The sequence below is a fragment of the Streptomyces sp. NPDC057253 genome, assembly GCF_042669125.1.
In the GTDB taxonomy this organism is placed as follows: domain Bacteria; phylum Actinomycetota; class Actinomycetes; order Streptomycetales; family Streptomycetaceae; genus Streptomyces.
In genome coordinates, this window is the sequence record NZ_JBHUXV010000008.1 from 43876 (window position 1) to 65534 (window position 21659).

Sequence of the window (21659 nt, forward strand, 5' to 3'; positions counted from 1 at the left end):
GTCCCCCGAGCGCCCGATCTCCCACGACCCCTTCGCACAGAGGCGAGGCAGCGGATGCGACAGACAGTGCGGGAGTTCTACGACCGCTCCGAGCAGGCCGACTTCACGGCGGTCGTCGACGACCACGGGACCCACGGCGCGCGTGAACTCCTGCGGCGTGCGAGCGAACTGGCCGACGCGATGACCCCGGCGGGCATGCCGGAGGGCACGCAGGGGGGCACCGTCCTCCTCCAGGCGGACAACTCGTGGCGCACCGTCGCCGCGACCCTCGCCGTGGGGCGCGCGGGCGGCGTTCTGGCGCTGGTCAACCGGCACACCACCAGTGCCGAGTTCGCCGCCGCCGTGGAGGACATCCGGCCCGACGTCCTGATCGCCGAACCCGCCGCGATCGAGGAGTGGGGAGGTGCCACGGCCCTTGCGGACGCGTCGACGACCAAGGCGCTCGACGGTTGGACGGTCCGCGCCGGACGCGGACCGCGGGATGTCTCCCGCTGGTCCGGCGGCACGCTCATCGGCCTCACCTCCGGCTCCACCGGGCGCCCCAAGGGTGTCGTCCAGTCCGAGAGCGCCCTGCGCTACGCCTGCTCGTGCACGATCGATGTCAACGGCCTGCGCGACGGGGACGCGGTGTCCGCCGTCGTCCCGCTCTCCTCGACCGCCGCCTACTGCTTCGGGGTCTGCCTCTCGCTCATGCTGGGCGGACCGCTCGTGCTGTCCGGCCGCTGGGACCGCGAGGAGGCGCTCGCGCGGATGGCCGCCCACGAGGTCCGGTGGACCATGTGCGTGCCGACCATGGCGCTTCAGATGGGCTCCGCGGCCGCCGGATCGCGGGTGCTCTCCGGGGTCCGCTCGATCACCGTCGGCGGCGGCCCGATGGACCGCGGGGCCCTCGCCCGTGCCGAGCGCTCCCTGGGCACGACCATCCTGCGCGTCTTCGGCATGTCGGAGTGCCTGGGGCACACCTCGCCCCGGCCCGACGATCCCGAGGAGATCCGCCTCGGCCGCGACGGGCGCCCGTTCCCCGGCACGGACCTCAGGGCGGTTGCGGCCGACGGCACCGCCGTGGGGCCCGGCACGACCGGCCGTGCCCAGGTCCGCGGCCCCTCGCTCTTCCTGGGCTACGCGCGCGACGGCAAGGTCGAACCGCCGGAGCTCACCCCGGACGGCTACTTCCCCACCGGCGACCTGCTGGTGACCGGTGAGGACGGCACGGTCACCGTCATGGGCCGGGAGAAGGACGTCATCATCCGCGGCGGCCGCAACCTCGACATCACCGAGATCGAGCGGGCCGTCGCCGGCCATCCGGCCGTCGCCCGCGTCTGTGTGACCCCCGTGCCGGACCCGCTCCTCGGCGAACGGGCCGCCGTGCTCCTCGTGGCCGAGGACGGCACCGGGGAACTCGGCCTCGACGAGATCACCGCCCATCTCGCCCGCACCGGACTGTCCAAGGCCAAATGGCCCGAATTCGCCTTCACCGTGAGCGAGTTGCCGCAGACCACGGTCGGCAAGCTCGACCGGTCGGGAGCCCGCAGACTCGCCCACGACCTGCACGCGGGCCTAGCCGCACACCCCGAACAGCACCGCCAAGGAGATGCATGACCACCCCCACGACCCGCACCCCCCGCTTCGACCGCGGCAGTTGGGCACAGGCGGGCGCCGAGACCGTACGGCCCGGAGTCCACCGCATACCCCTTCCGCTGCCGGACGACGGACTGCGGGCCGTCAACGTGTACGCGCTGGAGGGCCTGACGGAGGGACTGGTCCTGATCGACGGCGGCTGGTCGATCCCCGCGTCCCGCAAGGCACTTGAGGACGCGCTCACCGGACTCGGCCATGACCTGGGCGAGATCACCGACGTGCTGGTGACGCACATCCACCGCGACCACTACACCCAGGCCGTCGAACTGCGCAGGCTGCTGGGCTCCCGGGTCCACCTCGGCGCCGGTGAACGGCGTGGCCTGGAACTCCTCGGGGAGCTGCGCACGGACGAGCCGGTCGGCTCACTGGCCACCCTGCGCAGGGCCGGTGCCCACGAACTCGCCGAGCGGGTCGCCGGCATGTACGACGGCGACTTCGACGCCGCTGTCTGGGAGGCGCCGGACCGCTGGCTCGGATCGGAGGAACTCCGCTTCGGGGACGTGCGGTTGACGGTGGTCCCGACACCCGGCCACACCCAGGGGCATGTCGTCTACCTCGACCGGACGCGTGGACTGCTGTTCTCCGGCGACCACGTGCTGCCCCACATCACCCCGTCCATCGGCTTCGAACTCGGCGGACCCCCCCTGCCGTTGGGCGACTACCTCGACTCGCTGCACCTGATGACCACACTCGGCGACGCACGACTGCTGCCCGCGCACGGCCCGGTCGGCGACAGCATGCACGCCCGGGTCGGAGAGCTCCTCGCCCACCACGACGACCGCCTGGCCGAGATCCTGGCCGCGCTGGCCGACCGTACGCGCACCGCGTTCGAGGTGGCGGGGGAGCTGGGGTGGACCAGGCGCCGGGTCTCCTTCGCGGACCTCGGCCCCTTCGACCAGATGCTCGCCGTGAACGAGACGGCGGCGCACCTGGACGTGCTGGTGTCCCGCGGACGGGCCAGGAACAGCACGCGGAGCGACGGGGTCGACCGGTACGCGGCCGTGGCTGTCTAGGGCCGTCTGATAGGCGGCCATGGCTGTGTTTGGAGCTGTCCGGTTCGCGGCTACGGCTGTCCAGGGATGTCCGGTACGCGGCTACGGCTGTCCAGGGCTGTCCGGTCCGGCGCGCGGGGCGGGTCGCGGGCCTGGACCAGCCGGACTCAGCGCGCCGTCCAGCCGCCGTCGACGTAGAGCTCGGACCCGGTCACGAAGCTCGCGTCGTCGGAGGCGAGGAAGGCCACCGCCGCCGCCACCTCCTCGGGCATGCCGAGCCGGCCGAGCGGTGTCCCCTCGATCATCGCGTCCAACCGCGGCGTGCCGCGCCACAGTTCGCGTGAGCGGGGCGTCTCGATGAAGCCGGGGTGCAGGGAGTTCACCCGGACGCCGCGCTCGGCCCAGTGCAGCGCGGCGTTCTTGGTCATCAGACGTACGGCGCCCTTGGCCGCGTGGTACGAGAACTGGGCCCCGAAGCCGCCGACCGTCCCGAAGATCGAGGCGACGTTGACGATCGAGCCGCCGCCGGAGCGCTCGATGGAGGGACCGCCGTACTTCATGCCCAGCCAGACGCCCGTCTGGGTCACGGCGAGGACCTGTTCCCAGGAGTCCATGGTCTCGGTCTCGACCGTGTGCATGGTGGCGATACCGGCGTTGTTGACCAGCACGGACAGCTCGCCCAGTGCGGCGGTCGCGGTGGCGACGGTCTCGCGCCAGGCGGACTCGTCCGACACGTCCAGAGCCAGCCCGAGAGCACCGCCCCCGACCTCCTCGGCGAGCTTCTCGCAGGGGCCGGCGTCGAGGTCGGTGATCACCACGCTCGCGCCCTCCGCCGCGAGACGTCGTACGACGGCATCGCCGATGCCTCCCGTGGCACCGGTCACCAGAGCGGTCTTCCCGGCCAGCCTCGCTCGCATCGGGTCTCCTCACATCTCGGTGGTGCGGCGGTGGTCAGTCCCGTACGCCGAGCCAGGCGAGGGCGCCGCCGTCGATCACGTACGACGAGCCCGTGATGAACGCGGCGTCGTCGGAGGCCAGGAAGCACGCCAGCCTGGCCACTTCCTCCGGGCGTCCGAGCCGCTCCACCAACTGGGGCGCGGTCAGCTCGTGTTCGACCGCGGCACGGTCCCCGGCGGCGGCGAAGAAGTCCTGGGCGAGCGGTGTGTCGATGACACCGGGACAGAAGCAGTTGCAGCGCACCGGGGCCAGGTCGACCGCGGTGACCTTCGTCAGATGGATGACGCCGGCCTTGGTGACCCCGTACGCCGGGGCGTTGGGGAAGCCGGTGAGACCGGAGACGGACGACGTGTTGACGATGGCGGGTCCGCGCGGCGAGCGGCGCAGGTGCGGGGCGGCGAACTTGGTGGTCAGCCACACCGCCTTGAGGTTGACCTCGTAGACCGCGTCCCAGATCTCCTCGGGGAGCGAGTCGACAGCGCGGTCCCGTCCGTCCGTGAACGCGGTCTCGATCACTCCGGCGTTATTGACCAGCACATCGAGCCCCTCGAAGCGCTCCGCGGTGCGTGCGACCATGGCGGCGATGCTGTCCCGGTCCCGCAGATCGCAGACGATCACCTCGGCCCGGGCCCCGGCGGCGCGCACCAGTTCAGCCGTCTCGGCTGCGGTCTCGCCGTTCCGGTCGGCGACAGACACCGCCGAGGCGCCCTGCCGGGCCATCTCGACGGCGATCGCCCGCCCGATGCCCTGCCCGGCGCCGGTGACGAGGGAGGTCTTCCCGCCCAGGGATCCCATCACGAGGCCGCTCCCGGGTCAGCGACGGACGATCTGAACTGAACTGGGTTCATTTTAGGGAGTCTAGAGTCGGTGACCGTGTCCGACAAGGCTCGGGACGAGACCGCGCTCGGGATGCTGTGGCGCCGACCGGCTGACCCCTACGCCGGTTCGAGGCCTGGCGGTCAGGCGTGGGAGAGGGCGAAGGACAGCAGGAAGCCGCACACCGTGATGAGGCCGATCGCCAGCTGGGTGTCCTGGAACGCCTCGGGAATCATCGTGTCCGCGATCATGGCGAGGATCGCCCCCGCGGCCACCGCGGTGACGGCTGCGATCACGGCCGGGGAGAACGCGCCGACGACGGTGTACCCGAGGACCGCGGAGACGGTGCTCGCCGCGGCGATCGCCGTCCACACGCCGAAGACGTAGGCCTTGCTGCGCCCCGCCCGTTTCATGCCCGCCGAACTCGACAGGCCTTCGGGGACATTACTGAGGAACACCGCTGCCACGGTCACCAGGCTGACCGTGCCGCCGTCGAGCAGGCTGACCCCGATGGCGGCCGATTCCGGGACGCCGTCCAGCAGTGCTCCCAGTGCCAGCGCCATTCCGGAGCCGTCCTGCTGGGCCTCCGACGGCTGGGACTGGGCCGACTGGGAGCCGGAGCGTTTGCGGTGCCGGGCACCGCGGCCGGCCAGCCAGGCGTTGCCCGCCGTGTAGGCGACGGCGCCCCCGAGCGTGCCGATGACCGCCGGGGTGATGCCGGCCTCGTCGTACGCCTCACCGACCAGTTCGAAGGAGACCGCCGACAGCAGCACCCCGGCGCCGAACGCCATCACCGTGGCGATGACCTTCTGCGGCACGCGCAGGCCGTACCCGAGCACCGCGCCCAGGAGCAGCGCCGAGCCCGCCAGAAGTCCCCACAGTCCTGCCTGTACCGCTTCATTCATGCCGCTACCGGTACCCCGGAGGGGGCATGGCGTCACGGGGCCGGCCGCCCGCATCCGCAGGTCGAGGTCGAGGGTGACGTCGAGATCGGTGCCCTCGCCGCCCGTCGACTGCTCGGCCGGAGTGGAGTCGGTGGATGCCCGGCCTTACCCGGTCACGAAGGTGGTCACGCTCTGAGGGGGAAGCTGCCCGGTGAAGGAGCCGTTCGACACGGTGATCCGGCTCTGGGACGCGAGGTTCCTGCTCGCGTCCGTCAGCCAGGAGGACACGCCGGACGACGCGTTGTGCGACAGCGTGAACTGCTGGCTCACCTGCGAGGTCCCCTTGTTGACGGCGACGATGACCAGCCGGGAACCGCTCCCCTTGTACGCCGAGAGGTAGACGTTCGGCTGCGGGTTCGCGGTCACCGCGATCCGGACGTGCCCTGGGCGGACGAACTTGGAGAAGTGCGCCATGGCGGCACCGCGCTTGCTGATCCGCCCGTCCTCCCGCAGGGGCCCGTAGCCGCGCCGGATGTACCACCACACGTACGCCTGGAACTCGGCGTCCACCATCGCGCGGTGTACGTGTTCCCCCACGTCCAGCGCCTGAGGCCAGAGATCGGCCGAGTCGCTGCTGTTGGGGTAGTAGACCTCGGTCATCCACAGCTCCTTGCCCGCGCCCTTCTGTTTGAAGAGGGGGTAGGGAAAGTTCTGGAACGAGGTGCCGTAGAGGTGCGCCCCGAGAATGTCCAGGTTGGCGAGGGCCGCGGGGTCGTTGAGGATCGGGTCCGAGAAGCTCTTGACGTACTGGAAGGACTCCGGGGCGATGACCCTGGTGCTGATCGAGCCGGCGTTCTCCCGCAGGAACCTGGTCATCTCCGCCGGGGTCCACCAGGTCCAGTCGTGGGCGTAGTCGGGCTCGTTCTGCACGGAGACGGCGTACAGGTTCACGCCGTTGCTCCGCATGAAGGCGACGAAGTCGTTCAGGTGCTGGGCGTAGGCGCCGTACATGTCGTACCGGAGTCGTTTCGCGTCCGTCTGCTGGCCGTGGACGAAGGTCTCGACCATCTGGGCGGGGGGATTCCACGGGGACGCGAAGACCGTGGCCCCGAGCTCGACGGCCCGCTTCGCGGTCGCGACCTCGCGGCTCCAGTTCGCGCGGTCCTCCGAGACGAAAATTCTCAGTACGGAGAACCCGAGCTGCCCTTCACCGTTCCCGAACGCCGTGTCCCGCTGGGCGGATGTCAGGTCACCGATCCACAGCGGGTGGTTCATGCCGCCGAATCCCCGGATCGTCTGCCGGGTCGCCGACGGGTCGACCGTCACGGCGGCCGCCGCCGGGGACGATGTCAGGGGCGCACCCAGCGCCGGGGGCGCGGCTGCGAGGACCGGTAGGGCGCTCATGGTCGCCAGGACGGCCCGACGACTCGGTAACTGCGGCCCTGTGGTGCCGGAACCACTCCGGTGCGATGACATTGCTCCTCCTTCAGGACGTGGCGCTGATGTGTGCTTGCTCGTCGGCCTTTCGCTGACTCGGCGTCGTTCCGCTTGCGTGACCGTCCCGGTCGGGCGCCGCGGGTATCTGTCTGCACTTGCCAGGTCTTCACTCGCGGGCGAAAAGTTTCGGTACACCGCCCCAGTCACGTGCCCGGGAGGAGACGGCATAGGTGCGTCGCGCGGGCGGGGTGGTGCGAACAGACCCTCAAAACCCATGAGGACGACTCTTCTTGAGGGCTTTGAGACGTACGGGAGCGCTCCCCTTCATCGAATGATTCGATGTCCTGACCGATCGTGTGGCGGTGCAGGGACCGTAGGAGCACCCCCTCCCACAGTCAAGACGTCGGGGAACCCTTGGCCTGTCGGCGATGGCCCTGCGGCACGGTCAGCGGTCCGCGGGGCATTCGGCGGTTTCCGCTTCCTGGACGGCCGCCGGTGTGAGCGTCACACAGACGACGGTCACCGGTCAGCGGCCCCCTCGCGCCACCCTGGCCAGTCAGGAGGCGGACTGTCTGTCTCATGCCCGTCGAGTTCAGCTGCGTCGGGCTTCTCGAACAGCGTCCTCCGGTCGGCCGGGGGTCCGCTCCGGTCGATCGTCGGCGGCTAGCGGCCCGTGCCGGGGCGGGACGAGGCGGTGGGCTCCCGTGGTTCCCGCCCCTCCGCCCGCAGCGGATCGTGCGAAGCCCTGTGGCTCGGCCTGGGTGAGCCCTCGGCCTCGGTCGTCCTCTTGGGGTGGGATCGGGGGACGACGTCCTGCGGGAACGTGAGCTGGTCGTTCATCCAGGTCAGTGCGGCGGGCATCTCGCGCACCCAGGTGGGGAAGTTGTGGCTGCCGTTCTCCGGCAGTATGGACACGACCCGCATGGGCGCCTTGACGGCGTGGATGAAGGCCTGGGTCTGCGGGTACCCCTTCTCGCCGTGCTTGCTGTTGGCGACCAGGACCGAGACCTGGGGAGCGGGCAGGTGCTTCAGACGCCACATCAGGTCGTGTCCGTCGATGCGGGCCTGACGCCCCGGGCCCGAGCCGAAGAGGTTGCCGGTCGTGGGATCGTCCTTGACCCTGTAGTCGGGGGAGAGGGCGGCGGCCGTGGTGTAGATCCCGGGGTTGCGCATGGTGAGCTGGAGGGCGCAACTGCCGCCCGAGGAGTACCCCATGACTCCCCAGGCACTGGCGTAGTGGCCCGCCCGGTAGACGGACCTGATCGCCTGCGGCAGATCCTTCGCCAGGAACGTCTCGGTCTGCGGCCCACCGGGGACGTTCACGCACTCGGTGTCGCGCGGCGGAGCGATCGTGGGCCGGATCATCACCACGATCGTCGGCTGCATCTTGCCCTGGCGCTCCAGTGCCGCCGCGGTCTGCGAGACGCGCAGATGCTGCGCGAGATTGAAGATGCTGCCCGGATAGCCGCTGAGCGCGACGATCACCGGGAAACGCATACGGTGGTACGCCGGCTGGAAGTACTGCGGCGGCAGATAGACGAACGCCGGATCGACCACGCCGGTACGACGACCGATGATCTTCACGGATTCGACCCGCCCGGTCACCTCGGGACGCCCGTCGGGAAGCCCGGAGACCTGGCTCAACTGCTGGTTGCCGGCGGGCTGTACGAGCGAGCCGTGGACGTCGCTGACGCCGGTCACCGTGTCCCCGCCCGGGCCGGCTGCCTGTGTCACGCCGACGGGTTCGGTGTCGACGTCGCCGAAGAGCTCCTTCCAGGAGCCGAAGAACTGGTACGAGGAGTTCACCCCGCACGCGAAGGCCGCGACGATCATGACCTGGGTCACGCCGATGGCCCCCAGCCGCCCCAGTACGTGCCACAGCCCCGGTTTCGCGAAGCGAGGCCACACCCAGACCAGCAACCCCACACACAGGGCGGCCAACGCCACCAACGTGTATACGGTCGTTCGACTGGTCAAACCCATGTCAGTCCCTGACTTTCCTGGCCGTGCAAGGTTCCTATGCACAGAAGGAGGGACAAAAGGCCATCGAAGTTCCGTGGAAAGCGTCCTGTGTGAGTACTACAGGCAAACATCACCCATCTGGCCGCAACGCTTCGCTGTGCGGCACGCCCTCGATCCACCGGGCGGGTCATGGCACGGATAACCTGCGCGGATGGGGCGGATGAAGCGGGTGGAGCGGATGCGGCGGGCCGCCGGTGCGGTCGTCGGCTCGGCGGTGGGGGACGCCCTGGGTGCCCCGTTCGAGTTCGGTCCCGAGGGGGCGTTCTCCGCGCGGTTTCCCGCGCCCGGTGCCGGTGGCGAGATGTGCGGAGGCGGTGGCTGGGACCCCGGCGAGGCCACGGACGACACGCAGATGGCGGTCCTGGTCGCCCAGTCGCTGCTGGAGCGGGGCGGACTGGATCTGGCGGACATCTTCGCCCGCTTCCAGCGGTGGGCGGCGGCAGACCCGAAGGACATCGGCCTCCAGACCGAGGACGTCCTGACCAACGGCATGCCCTGGGACCTCGCCGCCGCGATTCACTTCCAGGTCAACCTAAGAGCCGCGGGAAACGGCTCCCTGATGCGGGCGTCGACCTCCGCGGTCCACTTCGCGGCCGCCGGGCAGGAAGCAACCATGGACGCGGCTCGCCGCCTTGCTGCGCTCACCCACGGTGACCGTGCGGCCTGGGAAGGCACCGCGATCTTCCACGAACTCATCCGTGTCACGTTGGACGACGCCGACCCCCTCGCCGCGCTGCCGGACATCCTGGCTCTTGTCCATCCGGACCACCGGGATCGCTACGCCACGGTCCTCGCGCCCGACTGGCACCCCGATCAGGCGACCGAGTTCAACGGTGCCGTCTGGCCCTGCCTGGGCTCCGCGGTCTGGGCCCTGCGCACCACCACCGGCTTCGAGGACGCGATCCGCGCGGCGATCGACCTCGGCGGTGACACGGACACCGTCGCCGCGGTGACCGGAGGCCTCGCGGGGGCGTACTACGGGCTGGACGCAATTCCCGCCCGCTGGACCGAGCCGCTCCATGTCCCCCTTCCGGGCTTCGACGGGCGGGTGCTGCGCCTGGCGGATCTGCTCCAGCTTGCAGGCCGCCTCGGAGCTTGATCGAACCTTTATGGGCCGTAGCGCTGTGCCCTGCTCCGGCGGACGACGGACGTCGGTGCCGTTCAGGTCGCGCTCCCGTCGCTCTGACGCATCGTCTGCTCCGGCCGCCGTTGTCCCGCGTGCCCGTACGCGTGCGTGCCTGTTGGCGCGGACCGTCTACGGGTGCGTGCTCAATCCGTCGAGGACAAGCGCGAGCATGCGGGGGGCCCTGTCCTCGGGAGCGGAGGGCGCGCGCCAGAGTGCGCCGGTGAGCTGGAGGAAGTCGCCGGGATCGGCGTCCGCGCGGATGCTTCCGTCCTTCTTGCCGGCGTCGAGGAGCTCCGTGATCGCGGCGATGACGGGGCCGTAGGTCTGCTCGCTGATCGCCTGGTGCGCGCCGGGGCTGAGCGCGTCGCCGAGGCCGTGTTTCTTGCGCATCGCCTCGACGAGGTCGGTGGTCCAGTGGCGGAGCGCTTCGAGGGGCGGATGCCGGGCCAGCAGGACGGGCACGGTGGCGATGATGCGCGCCACTTCGTCCTGGTAGACGGCCAGCACCAGTGCCTCGCGGGTGGGGAAGTTGCGGTACAGGGTGCCCGCGCCGACCCCGGCGCGCTGGGCGATCTGGTTCATCGAGGCGGCGCCGTCCTCGGAGAAGGCCTCCCGGGCGGCGGCGAGGATGCGAGCCCGGTTCTCGCGGGCGTCGGAGCGGACCACAGGATCTCCCCTTGCTAAGTGGAGAACTCTCCACTAAGTTATCCGGAGAGTTCTCCACTAAATGTAGAGGGGCATCATGCAGTACATCAAGCTCGGCACGACCGGCCTGGACGTGTCGCCGATCGCGATCGGAGCGATGAGCTACGGCGAGCCCGACCGCGGGCATCCCGTCTGGTCGCAGGGCGAGCAGGAGGCGCGGCCGCTCGTCCGGCACGCACTGGAGAAGGGGATCAACTTCTTCGACACCGCGAACATGTACTCGAACGGTTCGAGTGAGGAGATCCTCGGCCGGGCCCTCAAGGACTTCGCCGACCGGGACGCCGTGGTGATCGCGACGAAACTGCGGCATCCGATGCGGCTGGGGCCGAACGGCCGGGGACTGTCCCGCAAGGCGATCATGACCGAGGTCGACCACTCGCTGCGCCGGCTCGGCACCGACTACATCGACCTGTACCAGATTCACCGCAACGACCACTCCACCCCCTGGGAGGAGACGCTCGAAGCGCTCAGTGACCTCGTGAAGGCGGGCAAGGTCCGCTATCTGGGCGCGTCCTCCATGCACGCCTGGGAGTTCGCGAAGGCTCTGAACCTCCAGAAGCAGCACGGCTGGGCACGGTTCGTGTCGATGCAGAACCACTACAACCTCCTCGCTCGGGAGGAGGAGCGCGAGATGATCCCGCTGTGCCTGGACGAGGGAGTCGGCACGGTCATCTGGTCGCCGCTCGCCCGCGGCCGCCTCGCCCGTGGGTGGGACGACGCCCGCACGACGGCACGCTCGGAGACGGACGGCGCCTTCGCCGACCTCCTCTACTCGCCCGAGCAGGAGGCCTCCAACCGAGCGATCGTCGACGCGGTCGGGCAGGTCGCGGACGCGCACGGCGTCAGCCGCGCACAGATCGCGCTCGCCTGGCTGCGCCACCAGCCGGTCGTCACCGCGCCCCTGGTGGGCGCCGGCTCGACGCGCCAGATCGACGAGGCCGTGGCCTCGCTCGACGTCGAACTCACCGACGACGAGGTGCGCGCCCTGGAGGCTCCCTACACCCCTCGGCACGACTGGCAGGGCGTCTCGGACGAAGCCGAGCTGGAGGCCATCCGCCGCCGCGTCCCCGGCATGGCGCTCGCATGAGCCCGCTCAATCGGCCGCAGCACGGCCGCCGCACGGCGGCGTCATCCGACGTTGCGCCGACACCACTCCACTCACACGTCACGACCTGAGGAGACACGGATGACACGGGTACTGGTCACCGGCGGGACAGGGTTCATCGGGAGCTGGTGCGTCCTGGCCCTGCTCGATGCCGGGCACACCGTCCGCACCACGGTCCGCGACCCGCGGCGCGAGCCCGCACTGCGCTCCTGGCTGCAGGCGGCCGCACCGTTCGACGACGACCGTCTCACGGTCGTTCAAGCCGACCTGGAACAGCCTCAAGGCTGGGACGAAGCCGTCGCCGACTGCGACTTCGTCCTTCACGTCGCCTCACCGACGCTACGTCAGGAACAGGCCACCGAGGACGAGTTGGTGGTCCCCGCACGGGAGGGCGTCCTGAGGGTACTGCGTGCCGCCCGCGACGCCGGCGTGCGACGGGTCGTCCTGACGAGCGCCTTCGGTGCCATCGGTATCGGGCACCCGCCCCGCTCGACCCCCTTCACGGAGGAGGACTGGACCGACCTCGACAGCGACATCCCGCCCTATCAGCGCTCCAAGACACTGGCCGAGCGCGCGGCCTGGAAGTTCGTCGAGGAAGAAGGCGGCGGACTGGAACTGGCGACGGTGCACCCGGTGGGAGTCCTCGGTCCCCTGCTCGGCCCGGACGACCCCCCCTCCCTGCGCCTGGTACGCAGAATGCTCGAAGGACGGGTCCCCGCGTGTCCCCCGTTCGGGATGGGCTACGTCGACGTACGGGACGTCGCGGATCTGCATCTGCGTGCGATGACCTCGCCGAAAGCGGCGGGCGAGCGTTTCCTTGCCATCGCTGGGCACAGCATGCGGGTCGTGGACATCGCACGCACGCTGCACGACCGCCTGGGGGAGCGCGCCGCGAAGGCACCGACCCGTGAACTGCCGGTCTGGCTCACCCGGGCGCTCGGCCTGGTGAACCCGGAGCTGCGACTGCTACGGCACCAACTCGGCCGCGACCTCGACGCCACGAGCGCCAAGGCGGAACAGCTTCTGGAATGGCGGCCCCGCCCCATCGAGGACACCATCGCGGACACCGCCGAGAGCCTCCTGGCCCACGGCATCGGCAACTGACGGTCCGACGACAGAGGGGGACCGGCACGAGGCGCCTCGTGGCGGGTGGGCCGGGTCGGCTACGCCGCGTTCTTGGTCCTGCACCTCACCGACACCCGCTCCCGCCGAGGCGCGCCGGTGCTGGAGGCCGTCAAGCTCGCCGGCAGCACGGCAATGCCGAGGGGCTTCCTCTAGAGGGGCGAGAGGTTCTGTCACTCGTACGCCTCGCGGCGGTGCATGATCCCCGATCCCGCCATCCTGGTCAGCGGGTACGCGATCCGCGGGCATCGGTGTCAGCTCGCAGACGATGTAGAACTGCACCCATGTTCCAGTGCGAGCGCGGCGGGTTCCTCCCCCGCGACAGGGCACGCTCTCGCGGCGACGGGGTCCGCCCGCCTTCGGAGTTCTGGGAGTTCCCAACGCCAAGATCGGAAGTGTCTGGAGATCCGCCTTGCCGCTCTTCGTCAACAGGTCGAAGAGCGACAGCGAGGACGGTGACAACAAACTGCAACGTGAACTCCACACAACGGGGCCCGGTTCACTCAGCAGGTGCCCTGTGAATACGCACTCGACATGAAGTGACCCTTGGTTGCCGGAGCGCATCGGCGGTGGTTGGCCATGGCGACGGGGCACCGTGATCCGAAACCCGTTACCCTCGGCCAGCTCCGTGCGTCAGGATGTGCGCATGACAGGAAACGCGCGTGCTCTGCTCCCCCTGGTCCTGCTGTCGGCGCTGCTCGCGGCATGTGGCGCGGACAAGCCGGACAAGGAGGCGGGCACGGCTGAGACGGCCGCCGGGCTCGATGCCGCTGCCCGGGGCTGGGGGGTGGCCCCCGACCTCGTCTACGTCACCGAGGTCTCCGGCTTCACCGTGTTCCCGGCGTCTGTCGGCGTCTATGAGGACGACATGTTCGTCGCCGCGTACCGGTCCGACAAGGCCCGCTTCGGACTCTTCGTGGACCGCGACACCCTGACCGCCGAGAACTGCACCGAGCAGCCGCTGGGCGAGGTGACCGACGAGCAGGTCACGTGTGAGCGTGACGGTGAGGCCTGGTATCGCACGGCAGGCGCGTCCCAGGAGTACGCGGTGCCCCGTGACGGCGTGGTTGTCCGGCTCATCGCCGACGTGGACAAGGTCGACCGTGCAGTTCTGCGCAAGGCGGCCGAGGCGGTCCACCGCCCCGACGACGCCGAACTGGCAGCCCTCCTGTCGGACAGCGCGGGCACGGACGCCCGTCTCTCGCTCACCTCCTGAGGCACCGCAACTCCCCTGTGCGGAAAGGGCGTTGCGGCGCTCGTCGCAGGGCCCCGCACCAGGGGCCCACGCGGTCAGCAGGTGGAGTTGGTCTGGGTCAGCAGTCCCAGCCGCCAGGGCAGGCTGTTGTAGTCACCGCCGGCGTTGGGATCCTTCCCCTGGTACAGGTACTGGAGCCGGCAGGCCGGGATCGTGAGCGTCTGGTCGTAACCCGCGCGGATCATCTCGCCGTGACTGATGTCCCGGCTCCAAGTACCGGAGGGGAAGGTCACGTTGTTCGACCTGGCGAAGGGGTTGCTCTCGGACGCGGCCAGGGGTGACCACGTGCCGGCGAGGCTGCTCGCCGTCCAGGAGCGGAAGTAGCGCCGGCCGTCCGAGCCGATCGCCTCCACCAGCAGGAGGTACTGGTTGCTGCCCTGCACCTTGTACACATTGCTCGCTTCGAACAGGGCGTACTTGGAGTCCTGAGCCGCGATGACCGTGTTGGTGAAGCCGTTCGGGAACTGGCCGACGGTCGTCTGGGAGCGGTAGAGATGGCCGTTGTCGTCCGAGGAGAACAGGTAGCAGTTGGCGCTGTCGCAGATCACCCACATGTCGACCCAGTAGCCGTTGCCGATGTTCTGCCGGATGATCTCCGGCATCGAGGAGTAGAAGTTCCTCGGAGCGCTCCACCCGTTGGGGTTGCTGATGTCGGGGTTCGTCGAGTACGACGCGTTACCGGTCTGGTAGACGAGGTACCACAAGCGTTGCGGGGCGTTGTAGAAGACCTGCGGCGCGGCCCGGTACCCGGTGCCGATGGCGGTGCGGTCCAGGTAGTGGTGCGTGGCCGAACCCGCCTGGGACCAGTCGGAGAAGCTCAGGTACACCAGGTTGTACCCGGAGGCGTTCGCGGTGCTCGCGAACACGTGGTACTTGCCGTTGTAGTACACGACCGACGGATCCTTGATCCCGGCGATGTTGTGGGTGGCGTCCGACTTGGGCGCGATCAGCGCTCCGCTCGAACTCCAGCGGAAGGAGGAGGGGAGCGCGGCCGCGGCCCGTGTCGACCGGGCGACCGTCCGCTGTACCGCCGCACTGCCGCCCATCGCGGTGAGCGTTGACTGATAGGCGGCCTTCTTGTTGCCGTTCCGGTCGAACAGCAGCGGGTTCTCGCCGCTGCGCCAGGAGTCGCTGTCGCGGATGCCCCAGACGGTGATGCCGGTGCACCGGGCCACGTTCAGACAGGCCCGCACGGTGTTCGCGTACGCGGTCGTGGGCGCCTGCGCGATGTCCAGTTCGGTGATCTGGACGTCCACGCCGAGCGCGGCGAAGTTCGACAGGGTCGTCTGGAAACTGGACGGCGGTCCGCCCGCCCCGAAGTGGGACTGGAGGCCGACGCAGTCGATGGGCACGCCGCGCGCCTTGAAGTCGCGCACCATGCGGTAGACGCCCTGCGTCTTGGCGTCGCTCCAGTTCTCGATGTTGTAGTCGTTGTAGCAGAGCTTGGCCGCGGGGTCGGCCGACCGCGCGGTGCGGAAGGCCTGCTCGATGAAGCCGGTGCCCAGCACGTCCCGGAAGACCGAGCTGCGCAGCTGACCGCTGCCGCCGTCGGCGAAGGCCTCGTTGACCACGTCCCAGGAGTGGATCCTGCCCTTGTAGTGGTTCATCACCTGGGTGATGTGGTTGTTCATGACACTGCTCAGGGTGTTGGCGTCCCTGATCGAGCTGACCCAGGACGGCAGTTGCTGGTGCCAGACCAGCGTGTGCCCGCGCAGGCGCTGCCCTCGGGACGCGGCCCGGTTGGCGATCTGGTCGCCGGGGCCGAAGGTGAACTGGCCGCGAGAGCGCTCGACGGTGTCCCACTTCATCTCGTTCTCGGGCGTGACGGAGTTGAACTCGCGGTCCAGGATGCCGGTGTACGTGCCGTCGCCGAGGCGCCCCGCCGCGACGGCGGTGCCGAAGTACCGTCCGGACTGGGCCGCCTGGGCGCCCAGCGTGGAGGCGCGCACGCCGTCGGGTGCGGCGCTCGCGGCGCCGGGGGTGACCAGGGCGGCGAGGGCCACCAGGGGTAATACCGAGGCTCGGCGACAGCCGAGCCGCTTGAGCGCGTTCATGAGACTCCTCGTACGTGCGGGTGGGGGGTTGCGCTGTGCGATCAAGGGACGTCGAGGGGACGTAGAGGGGACGGGGTCAGGGCGTCGACAGCTCGAACCGCGGGACGCGCACCGCGCCGCCGAGCGCCTGGGCGGCGTGGTTGAAGAGGGCGAATCGGTAGCCCATGAAGAAGCGCCAGTCGTTGCCCAGGGAGAAGTCGGGCCCGAGGCGGGTGAAGCGGGTGCCGTCGGTGCTGTAGGAGAAGGTGCCGGGGCGTGCCGCGCCGGGGCGGATGTCCGCGGTCGCGCGCAGCCACACGGTGCCCGTCGGCGCGGCCGCGCTCGCGACTTCGGTGCCGGTGCCCGTCGTATTCCAACTGCCGTCCATGGACAGCCCGTTGACCATGACCACGCGTGTCGTGCCGCCGTCGCGCTTGAGGCCGATCCATGCGGAGGAGTCACGCAGCAGCGCGAGTCCCGCGCGGTCGCCGTCGCGCATCGCGGTGTGGTCGAGCTGGACGGTGGCGGTGGAGGTGGGTCCCTGGATGCGGTGCGTGAGGGTGTTGCGGGCCCAGTACAGGTCGTTGGTGACGGTCGCGGTCCGCAGCGTCAGGCCGTTGCCGGCGGACCACTTGGTGTTGTCCGGGTTGTGGTTCCACTCCCACCTCGGCTTGAGGGCCGTGCCGTCGAAGGTGTCCACGCCGGTCATGGGAGTGACCGGCCGGGGCGGAGCGGGCACGTCCGGGCTCGGATACGACGCGCCCCAGGCGCCGTTGACCAGTTGGACGACGGGCCAGCCGTCCGAGGTCCAGGTGATCGGTGCGAGCACCGGCACCCGGCCGCCGGGGTAGGCGTCCACGAAAGCCATGTAGTACCAGGCGCCGCTCTGCGTCTGCACGAGCCCGCCCTGGTGCGGGACACCGCCGCCGGGGATCGGCCCGCGCAGGTCCAGCAGGACCTGTCGCATCGCGTACGGGCCGAAGGGGCCGCCCGACGACTTCAGGACGTACTGGCCGTTGGCCGGGCGGGTCAGGAAGATGTAGTACTGCCCGTTGATCCGGTAGAAGCGCGAGCCCTCGAGGGTGCCGACGCTCGACGGTGTGGTGAACACCTGCTGGGTGCGGACCTGGTTGCGACCGTCGGGGGAGAGCTGGGCCACGCTGATGGTGCTGTTCCCGTACGCCACGTACAGGGTGTCGTCGGTGTCGACGAGCAGTCCGGCGTCGTAGTACGGGGTGCTGATCGTGGTCAGTCTGTTCCACGGCCCCTCGACGGCGGTCGCGGTGTAGACGTACGTCCTGGCGAAGTCGATCTGGCCGAGCCAATAGAAGGTCCTGTTGCTAGGGCGGTAGGCCAGTGACGACGCCCAGATCCCTCTGACGTAGCCGCGTCCGCCGTTCAGGTCGTACTTGGCGCCGAAGTCGAGGACGGGCACCGAGTGACCGGCGATCTCCCAGTTCACGAGGTCGTACGACCGCAGGACGGGCGCGCCCGGGGAGTAGTGCATCGTCGACGCCGACGCGTAGTAGGTGGCGCCGACGCGGATGATGTCGATGTCCGCGAAGTCCTGCCAGACGACCGGGTTCGTGTACGACGCGGCCGCGGGGGCCGGTCCTCGCGCGGGCGCCAGGAAGGCGCCGGCTACCAGGCCACCGGCGGCGGCCAGGGCATGGCGGCGATCCATATATTGGCGAGGGCATGACATATCCATGTGTCGTTCTCTCTGCGAGGGAGCGCGGTGGGGGCGGGCTGAGCCTGCTCGTTCGAGAGTGCGAACACCGACTGGTGTGGTGAACAACCAGGATGGTAGGAGGTCGACACATCCCGTCAATACCCTTCGCATGATTCGTAGTTGAGAGCGAAAGCTTTCGGGTATCCGTGGCTTCCGGGATGCGGTCCTCTCTCCGGAGAGTGTTGACATGTTCAGCTCGATCTCTAACATCCGTACGGCTGACCATCCGGAATCCCGTCGAAATTTCGAACTTCCGACGAGAGGTCCCTCCATGGCATTGCCCAGACCCGTGCACCGGCCATCCGCTGTCTGTCGTTGAAAGGAGAGCACGGTGCCCCGACCCTCACACGGACGACTGTTCAGAATCCTCGCGGCCATCACGCTGGCGGTCACCGCGTCCCTGACGGTCTCCGCCCCCGCCTCGGCCGCCCCCGGCAGCCCCGCCCTCACCCCGCCCCTGGGCTGGAACAGCTGGAACAGCTTCGGGTGCGGGATCACCGAGGCGCAGGTCCGCCAGGCCGCCGACGCCATGGTGTCGTCGGGCATGCGGGACGCCGGCTACCGGTACGTCGTGGTCGACGACTGCTGGTTCGACCCGCAGCGCGACACGGCGGGCAACCTGCGGGCCAACGCGACCAAGTTCCCCGGCGGGATGAAGGCGCTCGGGGACTACATCCACGCCAAGGGCCTGAAGTTCGGCATCTACCAGGTGCCGGGCGAACGCACCTGCGCCCAGACCACCGGCGCCTATCCCGGCTCCACGGGCAGCCTGGGACACGAGGCTCAGGACGCCGCCACGTTCGCGTCCTGGGGCGTCGACTACCTCAAGTACGACTGGTGCTCCTCCAGCGGCACCCGCGACGAACAGGTCGCACGGTTCACGCTGATGCGGGACGCCCTGCGGGCCACCGGACGGCCGATCGTCTACAGCATCAACCCCAACAGCTTCCACGCCATCACCGGCGCCACCTACGACTGGGGCCAGGTCGCCGACCTGTGGCGGACGACCGAGGACCTGCTCGACATCTGGCAGAACGGCAACACCAACAGCTACCCCATGGGCGTCGGCAACGTCCTGGACATCACCGCACCGCTGGCGGCGCAGGCCGGCCCCGGACACTGGAACGACCCCGACATGCTGGTCGTGGGCCGCCCCGGCCTGTCCCTGACGGAGTCCCGCGCGCACTTCGCCCTGTGGGCGCTGATGGCCGCACCGCTCATGGCGGGCAACGACATCCGCACCATGTCGGCCGATGTGAGCGCGATCCTGCGCAACCCCCGACTGCTGGCCGTGAACCAGGATCCGCTGGGCGCCGGCGGACGCCGCGTACGCGACGACGGCAACGTCGAGATCTTCGCCAAGCCCCTCTCCGACGGCTCGGTCGCCGTGGGTCTGTTCAACCGGGGCGGCGGGACCGCGACCGTCTCCACCACGGCCGCACAAGTGGGGCTGTCCGGCGGGTCGTTCACACTCACCGACCTGTGGACCGGCACCACCTCCACCACCTCCGGGCAGATCTCGGCGAGCGTACCCGCGCACGGCGTGGCCGCCTTCCGGGTGACCGGCGGCAGCCAACTCGCCGCCACCACCGCCCGATTGCGCGGCAACGCCTCCGGCCGCTGCGCGGACGTGGACAACGCCTCCACCGCCGCCGGGGCCACGGTGCTGCTCTGGGACTGCCACACCGCCGCCAACCAGCTGTGGACCACCTGGGCCGGAGGCGAGATCCGCGTCTACGGCGACAAGTGCCTGGACGCCTACAACCAGGGAACCGCCGACGGCACCCGGGTCATCACCTGGCCCTGCAACGGCCAGGACAACCAGAAATGGACCGTCGGCTCCGACGGGACGATCCGCAACGTCCATGCGGGACTGTGCCTCGACACCGACCGGTCCGGCACCGCCAACGGCACCGCTCTCCTCCTGCGGACCTGCAACGGCCAGACCGGCCAGAAGTGGAGCCGTGCGTGAGCCGGCTCGACATCTTTCCCACACCCCCCACCTGAAGGGCAATTGCGCGATGAAAAGGACAAGAGCTCTGTTATGGCCCGCCCTGGTCGCCGTGCTGGTCGTCCTGAGCCTGGGCGGCACCGCGCTGGGCCGTGGCCAGGCCACCACCGGGCTCGCACCCGCCGCCGCGAGCCCCGGCTGCGGCAAGGCACCCACCCTGACGAGCGGCACGTACACGATCCAGAGCGGCGGCAAGAACCGCACCTTCATCCTGAAGATCCCGGACGGCTACGACCGCAACCGCGCCTACCGGCTGATCTTCGGATTCCACTGGCTGGGCGGCACCTCCACCGACGTCGCCACGGGCCGCACGGTGGAGACGGGCACCTGGGCCTACTACGGACTCCAGCGACTGGCGAACAACAGCGCCGTCTTCGTCGCACCACAGGGCCTCAACAACGGCTGGGCCAACTCCGGCGGCGAGGACGTCACCTTCGTCGACGACATGATCCGCCGCATCGAGAGCGACCTGTGCGTCGACACCACGCAGCGCTTCGCGCTCGGCTTCAGCTACGGCGCCGCCATGTCGTACGCCCTCGCATGCAGCCGGGCCACGGTCTTCCGTGCGGTCGCCGTGCAGAGCGGCGGACAGCTCAGCGGGTGCAGCGGCGGCACTCAGCCCATCGCCTACCTCGGAGTGCACGGACTCAGGGACAACGTCCTCGGTATCGCCGGGGGACGGTCGCTGCGGGACAGGTTCGTCAGGAACAACGGCTGCACTCCGCAGAACCCGCCCGAGCCCGCCCAGGGCAGCCTGACGCACCGGGTCACCACGTATGCGGGCTGCTCGGCCGGACATCCGGTCGCCTGGGCCGCCTTCGACGAGGGACACATCGCCGCTCCGCAGGACGGGGCTCCAGGTGACAGCGGCAGGAGCTGGGTGCCGGGTGAGGTGTGGAAGTTCTTCACGCAGTTCCAGAGCTCCGACCCGTCACCGGGAACCGCCGGCTGCCGCGTCACCGACACGGTCAGCGCGTGGAACAGCGGACTGACCTCGGACATCACCATCACCAACACCGGACCCGGCCCGATCGACGGCTGGTCCCTGCGCTTCACCCTGCCCGGCGGCCAGTCCATCACCTCGGGCTGGAACGCGGACTACTCGCCCGCCTCCGGTGAGGTGACGGCCAGAAACCTCGCCCACAACGCCACCATCGCACCGGGCGCCTCGGTCAGCATCGGCTTCCAGGCCACGCACACCGGCGGCACCGCCGCGCCCACGGCCTTCACCCTCAACGGCACCACCTGTGCGGTCGCGGGTAGTTGACCGCCGGCGCGCCTATTCGTCCAGGAATCGATACGCCGGGCTCGCGGCCTGGACCCTCACCGTGCCGTCGCGAACCTGCCACTCGCTCATGCCGTCGACTTCGTGACTGACGACGAACAGGCCGGTGATCAGGTCGTTGTCGTCGTCCGAGGCGGGAATCCGGGCCACGCTCCGCAGTCGGTCGAGGAACCAGCCGACCGACTGCGAGCGCATCTCGGCGCCGTAGAACACCCAGTTGGCGAAGTTGTACTGCCTGGGCGGAAAGGCCCAGCCACCGCTGTACGTATGGTCGGCATCGTCGGCCTGGACGATCTCCCTGACCTGACCGAGCTGCCGATCATCACACTCCAGCCAACCTCTGACCCGAACGAAGACACCCACGACGATCGGCCCCCTCTTCATTCCGGTTGCAGGTCCAGGGCACGGCAGAGGGCTGCGGTGACAGGGGTGGTGTAGTCACGTTGGTGCAGGGGTGTCCAAGGGCGGCCAGATGGAGGGACTTGCGTTCAGCGACCGGAGAGGGGTCGTGACCGAAGGAGGCCCAGCCGTCGCCGTCG

Annotated in this window: 17 protein-coding genes; 8 read left to right on the forward strand and 9 right to left on the reverse strand. The window is 69.7% G+C overall.

Annotated features, from left to right (window positions below):
- Window positions 1–54 precede the first annotated feature (54 nt).
- Entirely contained in the window at window positions 55–1599 is a 1545-nt protein-coding gene (locus ACFULQ_RS06270) for a class I adenylate-forming enzyme family protein (protein ID WP_383538860.1), read from the forward strand.
- Window positions 1596–2651, forward strand: a complete 1056-nt coding sequence (locus ACFULQ_RS06275) for an MBL fold metallo-hydrolase (protein WP_383538863.1) — start codon at window positions 1596–1598, stop codon at window positions 2649–2651. Before ACFULQ_RS06270 ends, ACFULQ_RS06275 begins: the two co-directional genes overlap by 4 nt.
- 146 nt (window positions 2652–2797) lie before the next feature.
- On the opposite strand, the gene ACFULQ_RS06280 is transcribed toward ACFULQ_RS06275, so the two are convergent.
- The 5 genes from ACFULQ_RS06280 to ACFULQ_RS06300 form a co-directional block, all read right to left on the reverse strand.
- Complete coding sequence (locus ACFULQ_RS06280) at window positions 2798–3547, reverse strand: SDR family NAD(P)-dependent oxidoreductase (protein WP_383538865.1); 750 nt, start codon at window positions 3545–3547, stop codon at window positions 2798–2800.
- A 34-nt stretch (window positions 3548–3581) separates the two neighbouring features.
- Window positions 3582–4382 (reverse strand): SDR family NAD(P)-dependent oxidoreductase, encoded by an 801-nt coding sequence (locus ACFULQ_RS06285; protein WP_383539099.1) that lies wholly within the window; start codon window positions 4380–4382, stop codon window positions 3582–3584.
- A 164-nt stretch (window positions 4383–4546) separates the two neighbouring features.
- Window positions 4547–5308 carry a ZIP family metal transporter gene (locus tag ACFULQ_RS06290; protein WP_383538867.1) on the reverse strand — a complete coding sequence of 254 codons (762 nt, stop codon included), beginning with the start codon at window positions 5306–5308 and terminating at the stop codon, window positions 4547–4549.
- Window positions 5309–5452: 144 nt separating this feature from the next.
- A complete protein-coding gene (locus ACFULQ_RS06295; RefSeq protein WP_383538869.1) occupies window positions 5453–6763 on the reverse strand; it encodes a glycoside hydrolase family 30 beta sandwich domain-containing protein in 1311 nt (436 codons plus the stop codon).
- Window positions 6764–7387: 624 nt separating this feature from the next.
- Window positions 7388–8707, reverse strand: a complete 1320-nt coding sequence (locus tag ACFULQ_RS06300; protein ID WP_383538870.1) for an alpha/beta hydrolase — start codon at window positions 8705–8707, stop codon at window positions 7388–7390.
- Between the two features lie 217 nt (window positions 8708–8924).
- On the opposite strand from ACFULQ_RS06300, the gene ACFULQ_RS06305 reads away from it, so the two are divergent.
- Window positions 8925–9845 (forward strand): ADP-ribosylglycohydrolase family protein, encoded by a 921-nt coding sequence (locus tag ACFULQ_RS06305; RefSeq protein ID WP_383539101.1) that lies wholly within the window; start codon window positions 8925–8927, stop codon window positions 9843–9845.
- Window positions 9846–10001: 156 nt separating this feature from the next.
- Here the strand turns inward: ACFULQ_RS06305 and ACFULQ_RS06310 are convergent, their stop codons facing one another.
- Window positions 10002–10538, reverse strand: coding sequence for a TetR/AcrR family transcriptional regulator (locus ACFULQ_RS06310; RefSeq protein WP_383538872.1), 537 nt, complete (start codon window positions 10536–10538; stop codon window positions 10002–10004).
- Window positions 10539–10614: 76 nt separating this feature from the next.
- Between ACFULQ_RS06310 and ACFULQ_RS06315 the strand changes: the two genes are divergently transcribed.
- The 3 genes from ACFULQ_RS06315 (at window position 10615) to ACFULQ_RS06325 (ending at window position 14020) form a co-directional block, all read left to right on the forward strand.
- The gene (locus ACFULQ_RS06315; RefSeq protein WP_383538875.1) at window positions 10615–11664 is read left to right on the forward strand and encodes an aldo/keto reductase; all 1050 of its coding nucleotides are present in this window, start codon (window positions 10615–10617) and stop codon (window positions 11662–11664) included.
- A 99-nt stretch (window positions 11665–11763) separates the two neighbouring features.
- Window positions 11764–12786: an SDR family oxidoreductase gene (locus tag ACFULQ_RS06320; RefSeq protein ID WP_383538878.1), complete on the forward strand. Its 1023-nt coding sequence runs from the start codon at window positions 11764–11766 to the stop codon at window positions 12784–12786.
- A gap of 664 nt (window positions 12787–13450) precedes the next feature.
- Complete coding sequence (locus ACFULQ_RS06325) at window positions 13451–14020, forward strand: hypothetical protein (RefSeq protein ID WP_383538881.1); 570 nt, start codon at window positions 13451–13453, stop codon at window positions 14018–14020.
- Window positions 14021–14094: 74 nt separating this feature from the next.
- On the opposite strand, the gene ACFULQ_RS06330 is transcribed toward ACFULQ_RS06325, so the two are convergent.
- Both ACFULQ_RS06330 and ACFULQ_RS06335 read right to left on the reverse strand, forming a co-directional pair.
- Window positions 14095–16113 carry a non-reducing end alpha-L-arabinofuranosidase family hydrolase gene (locus ACFULQ_RS06330; RefSeq protein ID WP_383538883.1) on the reverse strand — a complete coding sequence of 673 codons (2019 nt, stop codon included), beginning with the start codon at window positions 16111–16113 and terminating at the stop codon, window positions 14095–14097.
- A 76-nt stretch (window positions 16114–16189) separates the two neighbouring features.
- Window positions 16190–17776, reverse strand: a complete 1587-nt coding sequence (locus tag ACFULQ_RS06335; RefSeq protein ID WP_383538885.1) for a glycoside hydrolase 43 family protein — start codon at window positions 17774–17776, stop codon at window positions 16190–16192.
- A gap of 379 nt (window positions 17777–18155) precedes the next feature.
- On the opposite strand from ACFULQ_RS06335, the gene ACFULQ_RS06340 reads away from it, so the two are divergent.
- Both ACFULQ_RS06340 and ACFULQ_RS06345 read left to right on the forward strand, forming a co-directional pair.
- Window positions 18156–19796, forward strand: a complete 1641-nt coding sequence (locus tag ACFULQ_RS06340; protein WP_383538887.1) for a glycoside hydrolase family 27 protein — start codon at window positions 18156–18158, stop codon at window positions 19794–19796.
- A gap of 49 nt (window positions 19797–19845) precedes the next feature.
- The gene (locus ACFULQ_RS06345) at window positions 19846–21102 is read left to right on the forward strand and encodes a cellulose binding domain-containing protein (RefSeq protein ID WP_383538890.1); all 1257 of its coding nucleotides are present in this window, start codon (window positions 19846–19848) and stop codon (window positions 21100–21102) included.
- Window positions 21103–21114: 12 nt separating this feature from the next.
- On the opposite strand, the gene ACFULQ_RS06350 is transcribed toward ACFULQ_RS06345, so the two are convergent.
- Entirely contained in the window at window positions 21115–21483 is a 369-nt protein-coding gene (locus ACFULQ_RS06350) for a hypothetical protein (RefSeq protein WP_383538893.1), read from the reverse strand.
- Between the last annotated feature and the right edge of the window lie 176 nt (window positions 21484–21659).